This is a genomic window from Bifidobacterium sp. UBA4282 (genome assembly GCF_002394995.1).
GTDB lineage: Bacteria > Actinomycetota > Actinomycetes > Actinomycetales > Bifidobacteriaceae > Bifidobacterium > Bifidobacterium pullorum_B.
Map to the genome: position 1 here is coordinate 1 of NZ_DGVO01000020.1, position 19,867 is coordinate 19,867.

General features: G+C 64.8%; 17 protein-coding genes. 2 read left to right on the top strand and 15 right to left on the bottom strand.

All coding sequences use genetic code 11. The annotated features are described in order from the left end of the window. Positions 1-94: 94 nt before the first annotated feature. The 7 genes from B4C31_RS02720 to B4C31_RS02750 form a co-directional block, all read right to left on the bottom strand. Positions 95-1,459, bottom strand: coding sequence for a PFL family protein (locus B4C31_RS02720; RefSeq protein ID WP_291531242.1), 1,365 nt, complete (start codon positions 1,457-1,459; stop codon positions 95-97). Positions 1,460-1,528: 69 nt separating this feature from the next. Beyond that, positions 1,529-1,801 carry an ACT domain-containing protein gene (locus B4C31_RS02725; RefSeq protein ID WP_033506682.1) on the bottom strand — a complete coding sequence of 91 codons (273 nt, stop codon included), beginning with the start codon at positions 1,799-1,801 and terminating at the stop codon, positions 1,529-1,531. An 84-nt stretch (positions 1,802-1,885) separates the two neighbouring features. After that, positions 1,886-2,305 (bottom strand): PIN domain-containing protein, encoded by a 420-nt coding sequence (locus B4C31_RS02730; RefSeq protein WP_204386922.1) that lies wholly within the window; start codon positions 2,303-2,305, stop codon positions 1,886-1,888. After that, complete coding sequence (locus tag B4C31_RS02735; RefSeq protein WP_204386890.1) at positions 2,302-2,604, bottom strand: type II toxin-antitoxin system RelB/DinJ family antitoxin; 303 nt, start codon at positions 2,602-2,604, stop codon at positions 2,302-2,304. The genes B4C31_RS02730 and B4C31_RS02735 overlap by 4 nt, the downstream gene beginning before the upstream one ends. Positions 2,605-2,880: 276 nt before the next feature. Further along, entirely contained in the window at positions 2,881-4,131 is a 1,251-nt protein-coding gene (galK, locus tag B4C31_RS02740; RefSeq protein WP_291531243.1) for a galactokinase, read from the bottom strand. Positions 4,132-4,167: 36 nt separating this feature from the next. Continuing rightward, positions 4,168-5,418 (bottom strand): galactose-1-phosphate uridylyltransferase, encoded by a 1,251-nt coding sequence (galT, locus tag B4C31_RS02745; RefSeq protein WP_291531262.1) that lies wholly within the window; start codon positions 5,416-5,418, stop codon positions 4,168-4,170. A 5-nt stretch (positions 5,419-5,423) separates the two neighbouring features. After that, complete coding sequence (locus B4C31_RS02750; protein ID WP_288438888.1) at positions 5,424-6,227, bottom strand: DeoR/GlpR family DNA-binding transcription regulator; 804 nt, start codon at positions 6,225-6,227, stop codon at positions 5,424-5,426. Here B4C31_RS02750 and B4C31_RS02755 point away from each other — a divergent pair, their 5' ends adjacent. Both B4C31_RS02755 and B4C31_RS02760 read left to right on the top strand, forming a co-directional pair. After that, positions 6,228-6,512, top strand: coding sequence for a hypothetical protein (locus B4C31_RS02755; RefSeq protein WP_291531244.1), 285 nt, complete (start codon positions 6,228-6,230; stop codon positions 6,510-6,512). 12 nt (positions 6,513-6,524) lie between these two features. After that, complete coding sequence (locus B4C31_RS02760; protein ID WP_289067784.1) at positions 6,525-7,673, top strand: quinone-dependent dihydroorotate dehydrogenase; 1,149 nt, start codon at positions 6,525-6,527, stop codon at positions 7,671-7,673. Positions 7,674-7,705: 32 nt separating this feature from the next. Here B4C31_RS02760 and B4C31_RS02765 read toward each other — a convergent pair whose 3' ends face one another. The 8 genes from B4C31_RS02765 to gcvH all read right to left on the bottom strand — a co-directional run bounded on the left by B4C31_RS02765 (position 7,706) and on the right by gcvH (position 19,835). After that, positions 7,706-9,031, bottom strand: coding sequence for an NADH:flavin oxidoreductase/NADH oxidase (locus B4C31_RS02765; RefSeq protein WP_291531245.1), 1,326 nt, complete (start codon positions 9,029-9,031; stop codon positions 7,706-7,708). Positions 9,032-9,156: 125 nt separating this feature from the next. Beyond that, positions 9,157-11,391: a transglycosylase domain-containing protein gene (locus B4C31_RS02770; RefSeq protein WP_291531246.1), complete on the bottom strand. Its 2,235-nt coding sequence runs from the start codon at positions 11,389-11,391 to the stop codon at positions 9,157-9,159. 257 nt (positions 11,392-11,648) lie between these two features. Further along, positions 11,649-12,362: a Crp/Fnr family transcriptional regulator gene (locus tag B4C31_RS02775; RefSeq protein WP_346015832.1), complete on the bottom strand. Its 714-nt coding sequence runs from the start codon at positions 12,360-12,362 to the stop codon at positions 11,649-11,651. Between the two features lie 251 nt (positions 12,363-12,613). Then, positions 12,614-14,035 (bottom strand): lipoate--protein ligase family protein, encoded by a 1,422-nt coding sequence (locus tag B4C31_RS02780; RefSeq protein WP_291531247.1) that lies wholly within the window; start codon positions 14,033-14,035, stop codon positions 12,614-12,616. Between the two features lie 350 nt (positions 14,036-14,385). Next, the gene (locus B4C31_RS02785; RefSeq protein WP_288438883.1) at positions 14,386-15,426 is read right to left on the bottom strand and encodes a 3-isopropylmalate dehydrogenase; all 1,041 of its coding nucleotides are present in this window, start codon (positions 15,424-15,426) and stop codon (positions 14,386-14,388) included. A gap of 72 nt (positions 15,427-15,498) precedes the next feature. Further along, positions 15,499-17,976, bottom strand: coding sequence for a S9 family peptidase (locus B4C31_RS02790; protein ID WP_291531263.1), 2,478 nt, complete (start codon positions 17,974-17,976; stop codon positions 15,499-15,501). A 179-nt stretch (positions 17,977-18,155) separates the two neighbouring features. Continuing rightward, positions 18,156-19,376, bottom strand: a complete 1,221-nt coding sequence (locus tag B4C31_RS02795; protein ID WP_291531248.1) for an App1 family protein — start codon at positions 19,374-19,376, stop codon at positions 18,156-18,158. A 57-nt stretch (positions 19,377-19,433) separates the two neighbouring features. Then, complete coding sequence (gene gcvH / locus B4C31_RS02800) at positions 19,434-19,835, bottom strand: glycine cleavage system protein GcvH (RefSeq protein WP_291531249.1); 402 nt, start codon at positions 19,833-19,835, stop codon at positions 19,434-19,436. Between the last annotated feature and the right edge of the window lie 32 nt (positions 19,836-19,867).

The window sequence follows — 19,867 nt, forward strand, 5'->3', positions numbered from 1 at the left end:
TCCAACAATCGGGGTGCGGTTCACATTGGAGGGGGCTGGACAGCGATTGTGGACGGCGCCGCCCTGAATCGGAGGGAGCCGCCGCCGTTGCAGACTAGTTCTTGAAGCTGTGGATCGGCGCGGGGATGCGGCCGCCGCGGGTCACGAAGGCCTCGCAGCTGGTCTGGTTGACCGGCATAATCGGCGCGTAGCCCATCAGGCCGCCGAATTCCGCCGAATCGCCCACGCCCTTGCCGTACACCGGGATGATGCGCACGGCCGTGGTCTTCTGGTTGACCATGCCGATGGCCGCCTCATCGGCGATGATGCCGGAGATCGTGGCCGCAGTGGTGTCGCCGGGGATGGCGATCATGTCCAGACCGACCGAGCACACGCAGGTCATGGCTTCAAGCTTCTCGATGGTGAGGCACCCGGCGCCGGCCGCATCGATCATGTTCTTGTCCTCGGAGACCGGAATGAACGCGCCCGACAGGCCGCCCACGTACGAGGACGCCATGATGCCGCCCTTCTTGACCTGGTCGTTGAGCATCGCGAGCGCCGCGGTGGTGCCGGGGGCGCCGACCTGCTCCAGGCCGATCTTCTCCAGCACCTCGCCGACTGAATCGCCGACGGCCGGGGTGGGTGCCAGCGACAGGTCGATGATGCCGAACGGGATGCCGAGCCGGCGCGACGCCTCCTGCGCCACAAGCTGGCCGACGCGCGTGATCTTGAACGCGGTGCGCTTGATCGTCTCGCACAGGAACTCGAAGTCGCGGCCCTTGGCCTCGTCGAGCGCGCGGGAGACCACACCGGGGCCGGAGACGCCGACGTTGATGACCGCGTCGCCCTCGGTGACGCCGTGGAAGCCGCCGGCCATGAACGGATTGTCGTCCGGAGCGTTGCAGAACGCCACGAACTTGACGCAGCCGTAGCTGTCATTGTCGCGCGTGTTGTAGGCGATGTCCTTGATGATATGGCCGAGCAGTTCGACGGCGTTCATGTCGATGCCGGTTTTGGTGGAACCGACGTTGACCGACGAGCAGACGATGTCGGTTTCGCTCAACGCCTGCGGCAGCGAGCGGATGAGCATCTCCTCGGCCGGAGTCATGGATTTGGAGACGAGCGCCGAGTAGCCGCCGATCAGGTCCACACCGACCTGCTTGGCCGCGCGGTCGAGCGCGTGCGCGAGTTTGACGAAGTCCTCGGAGGACTTGCAGGCGCTGGCGCCGACGAGCGAGATCGGGGTGACGGTGATGCGCTTGTTGACGATCGGGATGCCGTAGTCGCGTTCGATGGCCTCGCCGGTGGCGACCAGATCCTTGGCGTAGGTGGTGATCTTGCGGTAGATGTTCTCGGCGACCACGTCCACGTCGGCGTCGGCGCAGTCGAGCAGCGAGATGCCCATCGTGATGGTGCGGACGTCGAGCTTCTCCTGCTCGATCATCTGATTGGTCTCGTGGACCTCCATGATGTTCAGCATGTGCATGTTCCCTTCGGTGCGATCTTCGGATTGGATGGGTGCGTGGCGAACTGCCGGGCCGGACAGCCGTCAGACGCGGTGCATCTTGGTGAAGATCTCCTCGCGCTGGCAGCGGATCTTGACGCCGATCTGCTCGCCGAGCGCATCCAGGTCGGTGACCATCGTGCCGAATTCGGTGTCGACGTTCGCATAGTCGACGATCATCATCATGTTGAAGAAGCCGTCGATGATGGTCTGCGAGATGTCGAGCACGTTGACATGGTGCTCGGCCAGATACGTGCAGACGCGGGCGATGATGCCGACGGTGTCCTGGCCGACGACGGTGATGATGGCCTTGTTCATGCGATGGTCTCCCTGTTCTTGCGAGATGCCGTTTGATTGGATGTCCCCAGTATAGGGACTGCCGCCGTCAAGCCGAAGACAACGCTACAGCATCGCCTCCAGACACTCCCTCGCGGTTTTGCGGGGAATGGACGAACCCGCAAACGCCGCTCTGTCGCGGGACACGATGGTATCAACCCCGGAGTCTTCGGCCACAGCGCGAATCAGACCATCCTCGAAATCCGGCTCGTCCGAAGCCAATGAACGTCGCGCATGCCGAGGCAACAGCGGCCGCACATCGAACAGCTCCATCAGCTCACCCACATACCGCCGCGCCTGTTCCTCACTGCCGTAATGGCGACGTAACACGTAATACACGTCGTTGAGCGATGCGACGCACACCAACATCTCCGCATCCCCTCTGCGCACGCAACGGGTCAGCAAATCCAGAGCATCCTGATGGAACGGCACCCTGTTCACATTGCACAGGTCCAACAGAATATTGGTGTCGAACAACAACCTCACCATGGTTCACCCGCCTTGCGCAGACGTTCTTGTTCGACGATTTCCTCATCAGACCAATCGCCCTCTACTGCGGGCAGCTCGGCATTAGCGAACATCTCGATGATCGCCAGCTTGCGTTCCATCTCCCGTCTGCGCACCAAATCCAACGTAATCCGCTCGAATTCCGGTAGCTCCCCGGTATCCGCCAGGTAATTCGTCAGATCGCGAATCACGTCGGAATACGTCAGACCGTGCCGCTTGAGCACCATCTCCGCCTCACGCTTGCGCTCCGCATCCACGCGGGCCGTCACCATCGCCATAGTCACCGCAATCACCCCCATGTAGTGCTGTAATACACGTAATACATAGAATACCACCCAACGACCACCAACACGACGGGCACAACCCATATCGCCGCAGACACAGGTTTGGGCACAAGCGCAGACCCTGACGATACACAATCACAGTCGCAGGCTCAGCCACGGACACAGCCTTCAGCGCATACGAAAGCGACCGGGGAAGGGCCGTAGCAGGTCCTTCCCCAGTCGCAGGTTTCGGCGGAAAACCGTGGACTCCTCGGGATACCGGCGTGGAGTTCAGGCCTCGCGGCTGGCGGAGGCGGAGGCGACCGCGGCGAGCGCGCGCGGCGCATGGAAGCCTCGGGCCTCGAACTCGTCGGCGATCAGCTGCGCCACCTCCTGACTGCGACCCTTGTCCACCAGGGCGATGATCGAGCCACCGAAGCCGCCGCCGGTCATACGTGCGCCGTATGCGCCGTTGGCGCGGGCCACGTCCACGGCCACGTCGAGCTCGGGCACGGTGACCTCGTAGTCGTCGCGCAGCGAATCGTGCGAGGCGTTGAACAGGCGACCGGACTCGGCGATGTCGCCGGCGGCGAATGCCTTGACGAACTCATCCACGCGGCCGATCTCGGTGATGACGTGACGCACACGCTTCTTCATCGTCTCATCGTTCAGGCAGTTGAGCAGCGCAGCGAGCGAACCTTCCGGATCGGTGGAGTAGGCGACCGCCTCGGCCGCGGCGCGCAGATGTTCGTAGCCGAGCAGTTCCGCGGCCTGCTCGCAGGTGCGGCGGCGCTGCTCGTACTGGCCGTCGTTGAGCTGGTGGTGCGCTTGGGTGTCGACCACCAGCAGTTCCAGGCCGTACTTGTCCAGGTCGAACTCCTGCTGGGAGACGCTGTCCACGGCGCTCAGGCCCGGCATGCAGTCCAGGCGGATCGCGTGGCCGGCGGTGCACCGCATCGAGGCGTTCTGGTCCAGGCCGCCGGTGGAGGCGCCGGCCATATCGTTCTCCGATTTGATAGCCATATTAATCAGCGTGACGCGCCCCTCGTCGGTGGCCCCGTAGCCCAGACCGTACACGTCATCCAGCGCGAGCGCGGTGGAGCAGGTCATGGCGGCGGACGAGCTCAGGCCGGAGCCGAGCGGCACGCAGGAGACGAACGCGGCGTCGAAACCGCGCACCTGGTCGAATCCGGCCTCGCGCATGGCCCAGGCCACACCGGTCGGATAGGCGGCCCAGCCGTCCACGCCGCGGGCCTTGAGGCCGTCGAGTTCGGTTTCAGCCACGGCGGTCGGGTTCACGTCGGAGACGAGGCGGACCGCGGTGTCCTCGCGCGGCTTCAGGGCCAGGAAGGTGCGGTGCGGCAGCGCGATCGGCAGGCACAGGCCCGCGTTGTAGTCGGTGTGTTCGCCGATCAGGTTCACGCGGCCCGGCGCGGCCCACACACCGGCCGGCTCCTCGCCGAAGGTGGCGCTGAACAGTTCGGTGGCCCGGGCGACGCCGTCGTCATGGCTGATCGGTTCGATGAATTCAACGGAAGACATGGGGATTGTTCCTTTTCACTCGTGTTTGCCCGCGGCTCAGTCGGCGATGTCGATCGGGCCGAGCTCATGGAAGCGCTGGGCGATGAGTTCGGGGGTGGTGTCGGAGATCCAGGCGGCCATGCCGGATTCGGAGCCGGCCAGGTACTTGATCTTGTTGGCGGCGCGGCGGAACGAGAAGAACTGCAGGTTCAGGCGGTAGTGCTCGCGGCGGGCGTCGTGGATCGGGGCCTGGTGCCAGGCGGCGATGTACGGCAGGTCCATACCCAGGCCGTCGCCCTTGTCGAAGAACGCGTTGCCGCGCTTGAGGAGGGCGGAGTACATCTCGGCCAGATCCCAGCGCTCCTGGTCGTCCAGCTGATCCAGGGTGAGCACGTCGCGCACCGGGGCCACATGCACCTCCAGAGGCCAGCGGGCGGCGGCCGGCACGTAGGCCACCCAGCTGTGGTTGCGCAGCACGATGCGCTCCTTGGCCTCGATCTCGGCGTTCATGATGTCCTTCAGGAGGTTGCCGCCGGTCTTCTCGAAGTAGGCTTCGGTGTGCTGCAGCTCGGCCTCCATCTTCGGGGCGATGAACGGGTAGCAGTACACCTGGCCATGCGGGTGGGCCAGCGAGACGCCGATCTCCTGGCCGTGGTTCTCGAACGGGAAGACCTGTTCGATGCCCTCCATCGTGGAGATTTCGGCGGTGCGGAAGGCCCAGGCCTCCACCACGGTGCGCAGGCGCTTGACCGGCAGGTTGGCGGGCAGGCCGTCCTCATCGGGGTCGAAGCAGATGACCTCGCAACGGCCGGCGGCCATCTTCTTCTCCCACAGCGGGTTGCCGTCCACGTATTCCACGGCGTCGGAACGGCCGGGCACGCGCACCATCGAGGGGAAGCGGTTCTCGAACACCACCACGTTGTAGTCGGTATCCGGCACCTCGCCGTCCTGGTACGGGTCGCCCGGCTTGCGCGCGGCGAGCGGGTTACCCTTGGCGGTGGCGCCGGGGCCGGCGGTGATCGGACGGTTCATGCGGGCGGTGGCCATCGGGATCCAGTCGCCGGTCAGCGGGTCGCGGCGCATCTCCGGGGCCGCGTACGGCACCTCCTCGCCGGCCGCGTTCAGCTGGTTGGCGAAACGGTACGCCAGCTGACGCGGATCGTTGAGCTCACGCGTCTTCGCACCGCTCACGTATTCCGGATCATCGTCCAGATAGAAGAAATCACGACCGTCCGCCAGCGTGGTCGGCGTGATGCGAATGTTCTCCGCGGCGTAGGGACCGGGAGTGTAATTCGCGTATTCACTCATGGTGATCACTCACTTTCCTCGGTGGAATCGCTCTGATGGGCCAGAACGAGTTCTTTTACCAAATCTCTGGTTTTGACGACGGAGTCGGGGTCGAGCCCATCGTCGGTGATGACCGTGTCCACCTGGTCGAAGCGCGCGAACAGCGAGAGGGAGGTGCTGCTCCACTTGGTGTGGTCGGTCAGGATGATGGTGCGGTCGGCGATGTCCATCATGGCCATGTCGGTAGCGGCCTCCAGCGAGTTCGGCATCAGGAAGCCGCGCGGTACGGATACCGAGTGGGTGCCCAGGAACACGGTGTTCACGCGCAGGGAGGCGATGACCTTGTCCGCGATGGGCCCGACCAACGAGTTCGAGCGGGTGATGACGCCGCCGGTGACGATGACCTCGACGTCCTTGGATTCCAGCGCCTGCACGAGCTCGGCGACCGGGATGGAGTTGGTCAGGATGGTGATGCCGCTGGCCTGTTGCGATTCGAGCAGGTGCTGTGCGAAGACATACGCCGTGGTGCCGCCGCCGATGGCGATGACGTCGCCCGGGGCCACATAGGCGACCGCCTCCCGTGCGATGGCGTCCTTGAGGCCGACATCCATCTGCGACTTGACGGAGAACAGCGGCTCGCTGAGCAGGGTGCTGGTGGTCACGGCGCCTCCATGCACACGTTTGAGCAGCCCCTTGTCGGCGAGTTCGGCGATATCACGGCGAATGGTCATCGCGGAGACACCCAGCTCCTTGGATAGCGCGGTGATGCGCACGGCGCCTCTGGTGCGCAACCGGCTCAGGATCAGATGCTGTCGTTGCGATGAAATCATATGAACATTATCGCACATCTTCACCCAAAACAACAACTTTTGACCGCAAAAATCACATCACGACACGCCGAAGTTATCACAAATACCGAAAAATCAACCAAAATCGAACATTCGTTTCGGCTGCACAAGCGCGGCACCCTCGTATGCCGGCTCTTGGCGTTTTTCGCGCAACAAGTCGATCCGGAGCGGCCTGATCCCGGACACCGCAACCGGACGGTCATCCATTCCGCCCCGACACGCCCGGTTTCCGCATCCGGTTCGACGCCGCATGCCCACCGCCAGTGACACAATGGATGCATGACCTACGTTTCCGAGAGCTTCTGGCACGACGCCGTCAACAAAGCCACCACCGACCTGTTCACGTTCGGTTACAAGCACATCGTCAAACCGAACTTCGTGTTCAACCACACCCCGGACGTGGCGCACGACCAAATGATCGAGTTCTGCCGCGTCACCGGCAACATCCCGCCACTGATGTGGCTGCTGCGCGAGATGCTGAACTACACCGACCCGGTGCTCGAAACCTCGGTGATGGGCGTGGACTTCGCCAACCCGTTCGGCCTGTCCGCCGGCTTGGACAAGAACTGCGATATGCCGGTGCTGATGGACAACGCCGGTTTCGGGTTCGAAACCGTCGGCTCGACCACCTCCCGCCCCTGCGCCGGCAATCCGAAGCCGTGGTTCCACCGCCTGCCCGAATACGATTCAATGATGGTGCACGTGGGTCTGGCCAACGACGGCAGCGACAAAGTGATCGCCCGCGCCGAGCAGGCCTGGACCAAGGCCCGGTCCCTGCAGGTCTCCGTCTCCATCGCCCGCACCAATGACGATCTGGCCGGGGACATCGACGAGGGCATCGAGGACTACCGCATCTCGCTGGAACGGGCGGCCGGCCGCAGCGCCATGGTGGAGATCAACGTCTCCTGCCCCAACACCCGCGCCGGCGAGCCGTTCACCGAAAGCCCCGAGAACCTCGACCGCCTGTTCTCCGTGCTGGACACGGTGGACCGTCCGCAGCCCACGCTGGTCAAGATGCCGTTGAACAAAAGCTGGGAGGAGTTCCGCGACCTGCTGGCCGTGCTGGCCGAGCACAACGTGCAGGGTGTCAGCATCGCCAACCTGCAGAAGGACCGCACCGGGCTGGAGATCCCCCGCGATTGGGAGGGCGGCCTGTCCGGCGGTCCGACCTACCGTGCCAGCAACGAGCTGGTCCGCCGCGCCTACCGCGAGTTCGGCGACAGGTTCGCCATCGCCGGCATCGGCGGCGTGTTCACCCCGGAGCAGGCCTACGCCAAGATCCGCAGCGGCGCCAGCCTGGTCATGTTCATCAGCTCGCTGATGTACCGCGGCCCGCAGCAGATCACCGTGCTCAAGCGCGGCCTGGCCAGCCTGCTCAAGCGCGACGGCTTCGAGCATGTCTCCGAGGCCGTGGGCGTCGACGCCTGAAACCGAAGCACCAACATCCGCGGCGCAGCACGTCAGTAGGCGCCGCGGACGTACTGGTCCGGATACGGCAGATCGGCCGGAGCGAGACCCAGCTTGTGGGCGGCGCGCATCGGCCATGCGGGATCGCGCAGCGCGGCGCGTCCGATCTCAATGGCGTCGGCCTGTTCCGCCCGCAGGATCTTCTCGGCCTGCTTCGGCTTGGTGATCAACCCCACCGCCGTGGTCGGCACACCGGCCTGGGCGCGCACCTGGGCCGCGAACGGCACCTGATAGTTCGGCTTGACCGGAATCGTGACATCCGGCACAATGCCGCCGGTCGAGACATCGACCAGATCCACACCGTGATCCTTCAGCACACGCGACGCCGCGATCGTCTGACCCAGATCCCAGCCGCCGGCCGCCCAGTCCGTGGCGGAGATGCGCACCAGCAACGGCATGTCCTGCGGGATCGTGGCACGGACCGCGTCCACGATCTCCACCAGGAACCGCATGCGTCCGTTCAGGTCGCCGCCGTACTCATCGGTACGCTCGTTGATCAGCGGATCGAGGAACTGCGAGATCAGATACCCGTGCGCGGCGTGGATCTCAACGGCCTGGAACCCGGCGGCCACCGCGCGACCGGCGGCTGCGGCGAACTGGCCCACAATCGCATGGATCTCATCCACGCTCAGTTCACGCGGCGCGGCATAGGCGCCATAGGCGTTGGAGCTGGGCGCCACGGTCTGCCATCCGCCCTCCTCAACCGGCACGCTTGCACCGTCATGGCCGACGCCGAAGCAGCCCGTGGACCCCTTGCGCCCGGCGTGGTTGAGCTGCACGGCCATGGCCGCGCCCGCATCCCTGACGCCCTGCACGATCCAACGCCAGGCCTCGATCTGCGAATCCTCCCACAGGCCCACGTCCTTGGGGCTGATGCGTCCTTCGGGGCATACGGCGGTGGCCTCGGCAATGATCAGGCCGAAGCCGCCGAGAGCGCGAGACACGTAATGCTGGTAGTGGAACGGCGTCGGTTTGCCGTCCCGGGCGTACGCCGAATACATGTCCATCGGGGGCAGCCACACGCGATTGCGCACGGTCAGGCCACGCAGCTGCATCGGTGTGAACAGCAGCGGGCGCTTGCCCTGCGGCTTGGCCGACGCGGCGGCCTTCTTCTCCGCCTTCCCAGCCTTCTCGGCCTTGCGCTCCCGGCCGGCATCCTTGGCGTTCTTGCCGGCCTTGTTCTTGCCGGCTTTGCCCGCCTTGGCGGGCTTCTTCGACGAGCGTTCCTCCTCGTCGCGAATCAGCTCGGTCTCGTGGCGGTTCTCCTTGGAGAAGCCGCGGAAGTCGAAGTTGTCATGGGTCAGATCGTCCTGCATCATCCTGCCTCCCTTGTGCGATGATGTCACCTATTGTATGCGGGGATATGCGGAACGCCCGCCGAATGTCGGCGGGCGTTCCAAACTACGTAACCCGAACCGTGCGCTACCACGGCCGCAGGGCGGGGCTACTGGCCCTCCTGGTTCTGGTTCTGCGCCTGTTGTCCGTTCTGCGTGGTCTGGTTGCTCTGGTTGTTTTGGTTGTTCGTGGTGGACTGCACCCCCGAAGCGGTCAGGTACTTTTGCGCCGGATTGCCATAGTTATTGTCGATCGGGGCGTTGATGGCGTTCAGATATGTATTCATGAACTGCTTCCACGCCGGGGTGGCGATGTACATGCCGAACCATTCGGAGCGATACACGCCGTTGATGGTCTTGTTGTCGAAGGTGTTGTTGAGCGGATCCTGCGCGTCACCGACGGCCACGAACGCAGACACCACATTCGGCACGAAACCGGCGGTCAGCATGTACGTGTTCTCGTTCGTTCCGGTTTTGGCGAAGGTCTTGCGCCCGTTGTCCAGCTGGGTCGTCGCGGCCTCGCCTCCGGCGGTCACGACACCTTGGTTGAGCGCGTACGCGGTGGTCTGCGCGATCTCCGAATCGATAGCCTGATGGCAGTCGGCCTGCGGGACGTCGATCTCGTCGCCGTTCTTGTCGGTCACGCGGGTCATGGCGATCGGCGTGCAGGCCACGCCGTTCGCCCCCAGGGTGGCGTAGACGTTGGCCATGGTCAGCGGGGACGCCTGCACGGCACCGATGGTCATCGGGGCGTTGAACGAGTTGCTCGAATACACGTCCATGGCGGACGACGGTGCATTGTGGTACCCGAGGGCGGTGGCCGCGTCGGCGATCGCGCACAGCCCGATCTGCGAGGCCATGGACGCCTGCGTGGTGTTGTGCGAACGGATCAGGCCCTGCAGCGGGGTCTCCGGGTTCACGGTGCCGCCACCGGAGTTCTCGACCTTCCAGGTGCCGGTGAACGAGTAGTTGTTGCAGTTGAAGTTGCTCAGCGGGTACGACGTGGACGTGCGCAGTCTTTCGTTGATCGAACGGCCCTGCTGCATCCAGGCCACCATGTTGATCGGCTTCCAGGTGGAGCCGACCTGCACGCCCCAGCCGCCGCCGTCGACCTGGTCAACCATGTAGTTCATCGAGGTCTTGGTCTGGTCGTTGGCCGCCGCGTCGGTGGCGTCATACGTGCGGTTGATGCCGAAGCCGAGCACCTCGCCGGTGCCGGGCTTGATGGCCGCGATCATGACCTCCAGACCGGAGGGATCGGAAGCCGGGATTGTGTCGTTCGCCGCCTGCATGGCCGCGTTGTTGGCGTTCACGTCCATGGTGGTGTAGATGTCCAGGCCGCCTTCGTTCAGCAGCTTCTGGCGGTCCGCCTCGGTTTCGCCGAACTCCTCGGAGTTGAGGATCTTGGTGGTCACGTACGAGCAGAAGAACGCCGCGTTGCCGGCCGACTGGCAGCCCTGGTTCACCGATTGGATATTGAGCGTATCCACCAGCGGGATGTTCACCGCCTCGTCATACTCGGCCTGCTCGATCAGGCCCTGGTCCAGCATGAGCTTGAGCACGATGTTTCGCTCATTCTCCGAGTCCTCCTGGTTCTCGGGAATCGAGGGATCCAGGCCCGCGGGATTCTTGGTGATGGCGGCGATGGTGGCCGACTGCACCAGGTTCAGATCCTTGGCGTGCACGTTGAAGTACCGCTGCGCCGCGGTCTCCACGCCATACAGATTGTTGGATCCGAACTGGGCGATGTTCAGATAGCCCTGCAGGATCTCCGGCTTGGAGTACATCTTCTCCATCTGCACGGCGATCAGCATCTCGCGTAGCTTACGGGCGATCGTGCTCTCCTGCGCATGGTATTCCGCGATCGGATCGTTGTCCTCGCGCGCCTGCACCATCAGCACGTTCTTGACGTACTGCTGGGTCAGCGACGAACCGCCCTGCATATCGCGCTTGAGCACATACGTCTGTATGAACGCGCGCATGACGCCCTGCACGTCAACGCCGGAATGCTCGAAGAAGCGGCGGTCCTCACGGGCCACAATCGCCTTCTGCATGTATTCGGACACGTCCTTGATCGGCACCACAACACGGTTCTGCGAATAGAACGTGGCGATCAGCGAACCGTCCGACGCATACATGCGCGACTGCTGCGGCAGGCTCGTCACATCGAAATCAATCCCTTCCACCTGCAGGGAAGGAATCACGGCCTTCGCCACGGTGTTGGCGCCGAACACGGCCGGCACGAACAGCAGGCTCGCCACAACGCCGCCGGTGACGCACAGCACGATATAGGCGAGCACCAGCGAGAGGGCACGACGGATGGTCATTGATTTCTTCTTCGGCATGGTGCCCATTCTAAAGAGGTCCCTCTACCTCGCCCCGCCCCGTCCACGTCCGTTGCCATTTCATCACAACTGGCCGGAAATGTCTGGAAAATGGCTGAAAACAGACCAACGAATCTGACATGCGCGGCGGCATCTGGACCGGGGCGGATCCCCCACTGCCCCGAACGCGCCATACCGGCGCCCCGGTCGCCGGCTCGTCGCCGATTGCGCTGGGCATCGGACCGGGTCCGCCACAGGGCGACCACCAGCCGAACCGGTTACCGGCGCGAACGACGAATCAGCATACCCGGCTGGTAGATGACGATCGACCGCCCCTCACGCGCGATCCACCCACGGTTCGAGAAATCCATCAACGCCTTGTTCACGGTCTCCCGGGACGAGCCGACCAGCTGGGCCAGCTCCTCCTGTGTCAGATCGTGCGGCACCTTCAGACCGGCCTCCACCGGCTCGCCGAACCGCGAGGCCAGATCCAGCAACGTCTTGGCCAAACGGGCGGGTACGTCCATGAACACCAGGTCGGTGATGCGCTCGTTGTTGCTGCGCATCCGGTTCGCCAACACCTGCAACATGTCTACGGCCACACGCGGGTATCTGTCCAGCCACGCGAACAACGCGTCGTGTTCCAGCCATACCACGCGGGTGCCGTTCACCATCGCCACCGCGGAGGCGGTTCGCGGACCGCCGTTCGGGTCGAACACCGGGATCTCACCCAGCACCTCGCCGCGCGCATGGATGCTCAGCAGCTGCACTCGACCGTCATTGGACTCGCGCGTCAGCTTCACACGTCCCTTCTCCAACAACCCCATACGATGATCGGTATCCCCCTGCGTGAAGATGTGCTCGCCCTTGTCATATACCGATTCACGAAGCGCGGGCAGCAACTCCTCCGCCTGTTCCGGAGAGACCTGTTTGAACAACGCCGTATGCAATAACGTGTTCTCGTCATTGGGAATCGCGTTCGGTGTCGCCATTGCCAGTCGATCCTCCTGCCCGTTACTGTGCCGGCTCACGATCAGCCCTGGTACGCCGGCGACGGTTGTCCTCATTCGCCTCGCCCAATATTGTAGCCCCATCCGCCCACCCCACCCACGTACATTGGTCAACAGTCGGAAAAGCCGCGGACAGAAGGACAGGCACGACCGCCATCCTCGACTGTGGAAAAAACTGCGAAAAATGGCCAATCTACGCGCATAGGTCAACCGTTGAGAAGTTGACGGACGGGTTAGCTGTTAATGGAAAGGAACTGCCCTAAGGACCTGGACAAGGCACGGATCAGGCCGTCCCGCCCCATGCCTTGCAGCGAGGGCTGCAGGCACAGCGGCGTCACCCGCTTGGACGCCGAACGGACGGCCTTGTCGGACAGTTTCTCCGGGGATGTGTTCAGCAGCCTGGCCATCAGCGCGCCGTCCAGTTCATACGCCAGCGTGGTGTGATGCAGCACCGCGCCCGGACCGTTGCTGTCCTGTGGCGCAGGAAACCGCCGTTGCGCCGCCCCTCCCGCTTTCCCCCACTGCGCGGGCTCCCGTCCATCCACCGTGCCGCGGCATGCGTCATTAGCCACCGCTATATCGTTCAGCCCTTGGAACCGGGCGTCGACCCCCAACCCCCGCAGAGCGTCGATCAGCCAGCTGTCGCACAACCGGTAGGCCTCCGCCGCGTCCATGCCGTCCACGAACCATCGCGGCGCGTACAGCGAATAGGTGATCGCCCCTCCCGGCTGGACCACCATCGTGCCGCCACCCGTGCACCGGCGGACCACCGTGAATCCCAATCGTTCCGCCTCGTCCACATGAACCTCGTCGGGTATCGATTGGAACCGCCCGACCACCACTGCGGGCGATGACCATTCCCAGAACCGCAGGCTGGCCGGCCGTTCCCCCGTCGCCACCTCGCGCGCCCATTGCTCGTCAATCGCCATCTGTTCGGCGGGACTGCGGGGGGTATCGTGAACGACGACCGGCGCAAGCCTGCGCCAACGGTCGCGCCAGTCAGATGGCCAGCCGGCATGAGGTGTGGCACGATGACCGCACAAGCCGTATGACGCCGCCTCCGCCAGAGGACCAGTCTCGGCAACGGCATCGGCCACCATGTCGTTCAGCGGCACGTCCGCCAGTTGAGGTCCCGCCGGCATCTCCGTCTCGGAGACGGCATCGTTCACCGCGCCGTTCAATCCCACCGCAAAGGCAGCCGATTCGTCACCGACGCCCATCGCCCGGGACAAGGCCCACGCCATCGCTTCAGCATCGGTGCCGACCAACCGCACCCCGTCATGCTGCGCACAAGCCTGCAGCAGCCGATCACGCCAGTCGACGATATCGACAGCATCCACCAAGGCATCGGTGCGCGCTCCATCATCGTGTGCCTCGGGGCGCGCAGCCCGCCCCTGTACATCCGCATGTTCCCGCGCGACGGGCACCAGCAACGTGTTCCCATCCTGCACGCCTGTCTTGTCGGCAGACGCCTCCCGAGCGCATATCAGCAATGTCTGCTCGAGGTCATCCAGCAGCGAGCGCGATTGCATCTCATCGCCGTCGATGAAGAAGTCGCCGTCCAGCCGGCATGCGACCGGCAGCCCCGATCGGTCGGTCTGCACAGTCAGGGCAACGAGTTTCCCGCCGGGCGTCTTGACCGCTCCACGCCGCATACCTATGACACCCCCTGGCAATCCGCGGCCGCGGCGTGGTACGGAATCGACAGGAGGCCTTTTCGGAGGCTCCGTACCGTACCACACCACAGCCCTCAGCCCACAAATGGCTTATTTTCAACGTTCTGTTCCGTACCACACGGGCGTGGTACGGTACGGAGCCAGTATAAAACGTTTCTTCAAATTGGGTACCACACAAGGGTGGGTACGCAACCAAGAGAAACTTCGATTCGGCGTTCCGTACCATCGGCGGACCCGACAGGCCCAGCCATACGACCCATACGACAATGCGCCGCGTCCCTATTGGCACGCGGCGCATGATTGCAAACTTATATGGCGGTCCCGTGGCGTTACAGGCGCGCCAGGATGTCGCGGCCGATCTCGTCGGTGCTGCGCGGCGCGGAACCGAGCTCGGCGATATCCGCTTCGACCGCGGCGTCGATGCGCGCCGCATCCTCGTCGAATCCGAGGTGGCGCAGCAGCATGGCGGCGGAGAGGATGGCGGCCGTCGGGTTGGCGATGCCCTTGCCGGCGATGTCCGGCGCCGAGCCGTGGATCGGCTCGAACATGGACGGGAACTCGTTGCACGCGTTGATGCAGCCGGACGCCGAATAGCCGACGCCGCCGACCACGGCGCCCGCCTCGTCGGTCAGGATGTCGCCGAAGAGGTTGTCAGTCAGGATCACGTCGAAGCGCGAGGGGTCGGAGACCATGTAGATGGTGGCCGCGTCGATATGGCAGTAGTCGTGCGAGACCTCGGGGTACTCCCGGCCCACGCGGTCCACGATGCGCTGCCACATGTCGCCCGCGTTGACGAGCACGTTCTTCTTGTGCACGAGGGTCACGTGCTTGCGGCGCTTCATGGCCAGGTCGAAGGCGTAACGCACCACGCGTTCCACGCCGTAGGCGGTGTTGATCGAGACCTCGGTGGCCACTTCGGCCGGGGTGTCGCGGCGGACCGCGCCGCCCGCGCCGCAGTACAGGCCTTCGGTGCCTTCACGCACCACGACGAAGTCGATCTCGCCCGGATTGGCGAGCGGCGAGGTCACGCCCTTATACAGCTTGGAGGGGCGCAGGTTCACGTACTGGTCGAGTTCGAAACGCAGACGCAGCAGCAGGCCACGCTCCAGGATGCCGGCCTTGATGCGCGGGTCGCCGACCGCGCCGAGCAGGATCGCGTCGGTGGTCTTGATGCGTTCAAGTTCCTCGTCCGGCAGGATCGCACCGTCACGCAGGTAACGTTCGGCGCCCAGATCGAAGTTCTCGTATTCGAAATCCGCCGCGCCCTGCACCGCCTGTTCAAGCGCCTTCTGCGCCCAGGGGGTGACTTCCTTGCCGATGCCATCGCCGGGGATGACGGCGATGCGATACTTCGTCGTTGTTTCGCTCATAGTGAGCGACACTACCCCGGTTGCGGGCAGGCCGTCCCGAACGGTTCAGCAAGTGGACAAAGCACCCTGCCCTTACGCCACACCCATGGTCCGCAGACACCAGGCGTTCTCGAACGAGACCTCCTTCCACTGCTTGTACCGTCCGGTGGTGCCTCCGTGCCCCGCCTCGACCTCGATCTTGGCGATGACGTCCACGCCGGCCGCCTGCAGCCGCGCCATCCATTTGAGCGGCTCGACGACCAGCACGCGCGTATCGTTCATCGACGTGGTGATCAGGATCTTCGGGAAGTAGGCTACGCGCGGGTCGTCGGGCGATTCCGGCGCGTTCTCATACGGCGTGTACGACTTCATGTACCGGTAGACCTCCGGATCATGCAACGGGTCGCCCCATTCGTCCCATTCGGTGACGGTCAACGGCAGAGAGGGGTCCAGGATGGAGGTCAGCGCATCCACGAACGGCACATCCGCCTCGATGCCGGCGAAACGCTCGGGGGCCAGATTCGCCACGGCGCCCATCAGCAGGCCGCCCGCCGACCCGCCGACGGCCACGGTGCGCTCGGGGTCGGCGAGTCCCGCGTCCTGCAGGGCGGCCACCGCGTCTACGAAATCCTCAAAGCTGTGGCGTTTGGCCAGCCGCCGCCCCTGCTCGTACCAGGCGCGCCCCATCTCGCCGCCGCCGCGGATATGCGGCACCGCATAGAGCACGCCGCGGTCGAGCATGCTGAGCCGGGCCACGGAGAATCCCGGATCGGAGCTGATCTCGTACGCGCCGTAGCCGGTGACGAACATCGGGAGATGGTCGAGCGCCACGCCGCGCCGCCAGACCAGGGAGACGGGGATGCGTTCGCCGTCCCGCGCCGTGATCCACATGCGGCGTTCCATATAGTTGCGTGGGTCGAAGTCGCCGAGAACGCGCGCCCGCTTGAGCAGCAGGTCCTCGCCGGTGGCCGGGTCGAACTCGTGCAGCTCGCCCGGGCGCGTGTAGCCGGAGAACGTGTAGCGCATGCGCGGCGCCTCGTATGTCGGGTTGCCGCCAGCCGCGATGGTGTACAGGCGTCGCGTGACATCGGGCAGTCCGTCCTCGGATGAACCGGACGAATCGGATGCGTCGGCCGAATCGGACGGACTGGATGCCCCGGATGGATCGGACGGACCGCGCTGCGTGAAACATCCCGTGAAACATGTGTCAGAGTCCAAGGAATCGGAGTTTTCCGCAGAATCCGCAACACGGGAATCGGGGACATCCCAATCGCCTTCGAGCGCGGGCGGCAGCAGCTCGCGGAACCGCCACGGGCGGCCGGCTAGGAAGTCCTCGGCGGCGTCCCGCTTGGTCATGACGCCCAGATGCGTCATGCCGTCCGCCCGGTAGCTGAGCGACACATAGTGCCGGTGCAGGGCGATGCCCTCGATGCCCAGCCCCCGCGCCCCCTGCAGAATCGCCGGGTTCGCGGGGTTGCGGTAGGCGGTGCCGATCGGCTTGGCCGAAGCCCCGGGCTCGACGCGGTCCCCCTGCTCGCACCCGTACGGCGAGCCCTGCGCGATGCATACGCCCTCGCCGAGCCGGTACGGCGGTTCATGCAACCGCATATCGATCACGTCGATCTCGAAATTCGGATTGAACGCGTTGTGGTACACCACCGCCAGCGGGATATCGGCGCCGTCCTCCCCCGCGCCTTCAAACCGGGCGAAGCTGACATCATATTCGACATCCGGTTCGCGCGGGATGAACGCGCGGAACTCGCCCTCCGGGGTGTCGGCGGGCAGCATGAGCACCTCGGTGGTGGTTTTGGAGCCGGTGCCGATGACGATGTTGCGTTCGTCGAAGCTCAGGCCTACACCGAGCCAGAACCGCTCGTCATGCTCCCGGAACACCTCCACGTCGTCGGATACCGGCGTGCCGACCTTGTGCCGGCGCACCGCGCAGGGCCGCCATGCGTCGTCGAGCACGGTGTAGAACACCCACTGCGCGTCCGGCGTAATGCACGCGCCGGCGATGCCCTCAAGCACCTCGGGCAGCTCCGTGCCGCTCTGCAGATCCCGGATGCGGAAGTCGTAGCGCTCATCGCCGCGGGTGTCGACGCCGTAGAGCATCCAGCGGCCATCACGGCTCAGATCCATGCCGCCGATCTGGAAGAAGTCATGCCCCTCGGCTTCCCGGTTCGTGTCAAACACCACCTGTTCGCCGGGCATGGATCCGGGCTCGCTCAGCGGGTCGATGTCGGGCGGGGTCCAGTCGCCCTCCCCTCGGATCGGCAGGCGACACTGCACCGCATACTGCGATCCCTCGCGCGTGCGCGTGAAATACCAGTAGCCGTCCATGCGCGTGGGCACGGACATGTCGGTCTGCTGGATGCGGGAGGTCAGTTCGTTGAACAGCGTGTCGCGTAGGGGGCCGAGCGCGGCGGTGCGCCGTTCGCCATATGCGTTCTGGGCGGTTACGTAGTCGCGGACTTCGGCGCTGTCCTTGTCCCTCATCCACGCGTACGGGTCGAGGAATGTGTCGCCGTGATGCGTGCGCGCAGCGGACTCGCGGCGGGCGATCGGCGGCATGGAAACGGCGTCCTGCGACGATACGCCGTGCTCCACGGTCGCATGCGCTGCGGGGTTGTCCGGGGACGGCGTGGTCTGCGCGGTTTCGTTCACGGCCGCGGAGGCGGCACCCTGCTGCTCTTGCATCATGCAGGCGATTATATGCGCAGCCGTGCCGCCGTTGCGCCCCGCGAGTCCGGTCACGCGAGCCGTTCGAGGTACGGGAGCATGGTGTTCATCAGGTTCGCGCCGGTGGTGCCGGTGAAGACGGGGACGTCGGTGACGGGCATCGGTTGAGTGGCGGAGACCCCGGCCACCGAACCGAGTGGGGAGGCCTCGCGCGGGGAGAGCTGGCGGATGCCGATGGCGATGACGCGGCCGGGATACCGGCGGGCGATGGTGGCGTAGGTGGTCGGGTCCTTCTGCCCGTCGTCGCCGATGAGGATGAATTTCATGTCCGGGAAGTCGCCCATGAGCTGTTCGGCGAATTCGAGCTTGTGCTGCACGCCGGTGGGGATGAAGGTCTTGGGGCGCGGGTCTAGATCCCGCAGCAGCAACGGGCCGGCGGGGAAGCCGTGGTCGTTGATGAAATGGCGGATCGAGCTCTCCACGTTCCACGGCGAGGTGGACAGGTAGAAGAACGGCGCCTCCGGGAACAGCGCGGAGAGCTTGGTGAACAGCACGCTCATGCCGGGCACCGACGCGCGTTTCTTCGGATTGGCGAACAGCACGTTGTAAGCGGCCTTCCACAACGTGGGCACCTGCGTGATCATGATGGTGTCGTCCACGTCGGAGATGATGCCGACCTTGGAGCCACTGGGGATGGTGAACAGGTTGGCGGTGACCGGCTTGCGGCGGTCGACCCGGTAGGAGACGCGGTGGATGCCGGGACTGAGGCGATGCTCGGCGACGAGGTCGAGGTAGCCGGCGGAGTCGGATACCGCGTATTCGGCGGTCTGCCGACGCTTGGCATCCGGTTTGTCATAGGATTCGGAGGTGCCGACCTGCACAGTTTCCAGCGGTGTGCCGTCGATGGCCACGCGCACGCGACGGTGGGGCGCGGGGATGGCCAGCATGCCCCAGATGCCGCGGATGCGGGCGCCGGGCCGGTGGTGCTCCGGGGCGTACACAGTCCGGCAGATCAGACGGGAGTAGGCTTCGGTGCCGTATCCGACGTAGGGTTCGATCTGGTCGTACCAGCCGAGTTGTTCGACGACCGGTGTGGAGACCCTCATCCACAGGTTGAAGACGGTGCTCACGGCACGGCGGAACAGGCGGACCAGTGGCGGCTTGGCCTCGATGCGCTCGTGTTTGGAGGCGGAATCGAACGTCGTGACGACGCGCCGCGCCGGAATCGGCACGGTGGGCATATCATCCGTGGGTTGATGGACCTGCGGCGATGTCCGACGTGAATCACTCATAGATTCACTATACCCACACAATGTTTCGATGCAACCTCACCGCCGCACGCGAGACAATCACTTGACGAGTTTGGCGTACTCCGCGGCGGTGAGCAGCGCAGGCTCGTCGTCGTCGAGTTCGATCTTCAGGATCCAGCCCTCGCCGTACGGATCGTTGGTGATGATCGCCGGATCGTCCGAGGCCTCGCGGTTCACGTACCGCACCGTACCGGCCACCGGGCACACCAGCGGCTGCACGGCCTTGTGCGATTCGAGTTCCACGATCTCGTCGCCGGCCTCCACGCGCATGCCGGGTTCGGGCAGATCGACGAACACCAGTTCGCCCAGCTGGCTGACCGCGTACTCGGTCAGACCGACCATGGCGGGTTCCACCGAGGCGTCCACCCAGACATGCTCCTCGGAGTATTCCAGATGCTCGGGAACATCAAGATTCAACGGGGTTTCGTTCGTTTCGCTCATGGCACCAGCGTACAACGCCCCGGCATCCGCCA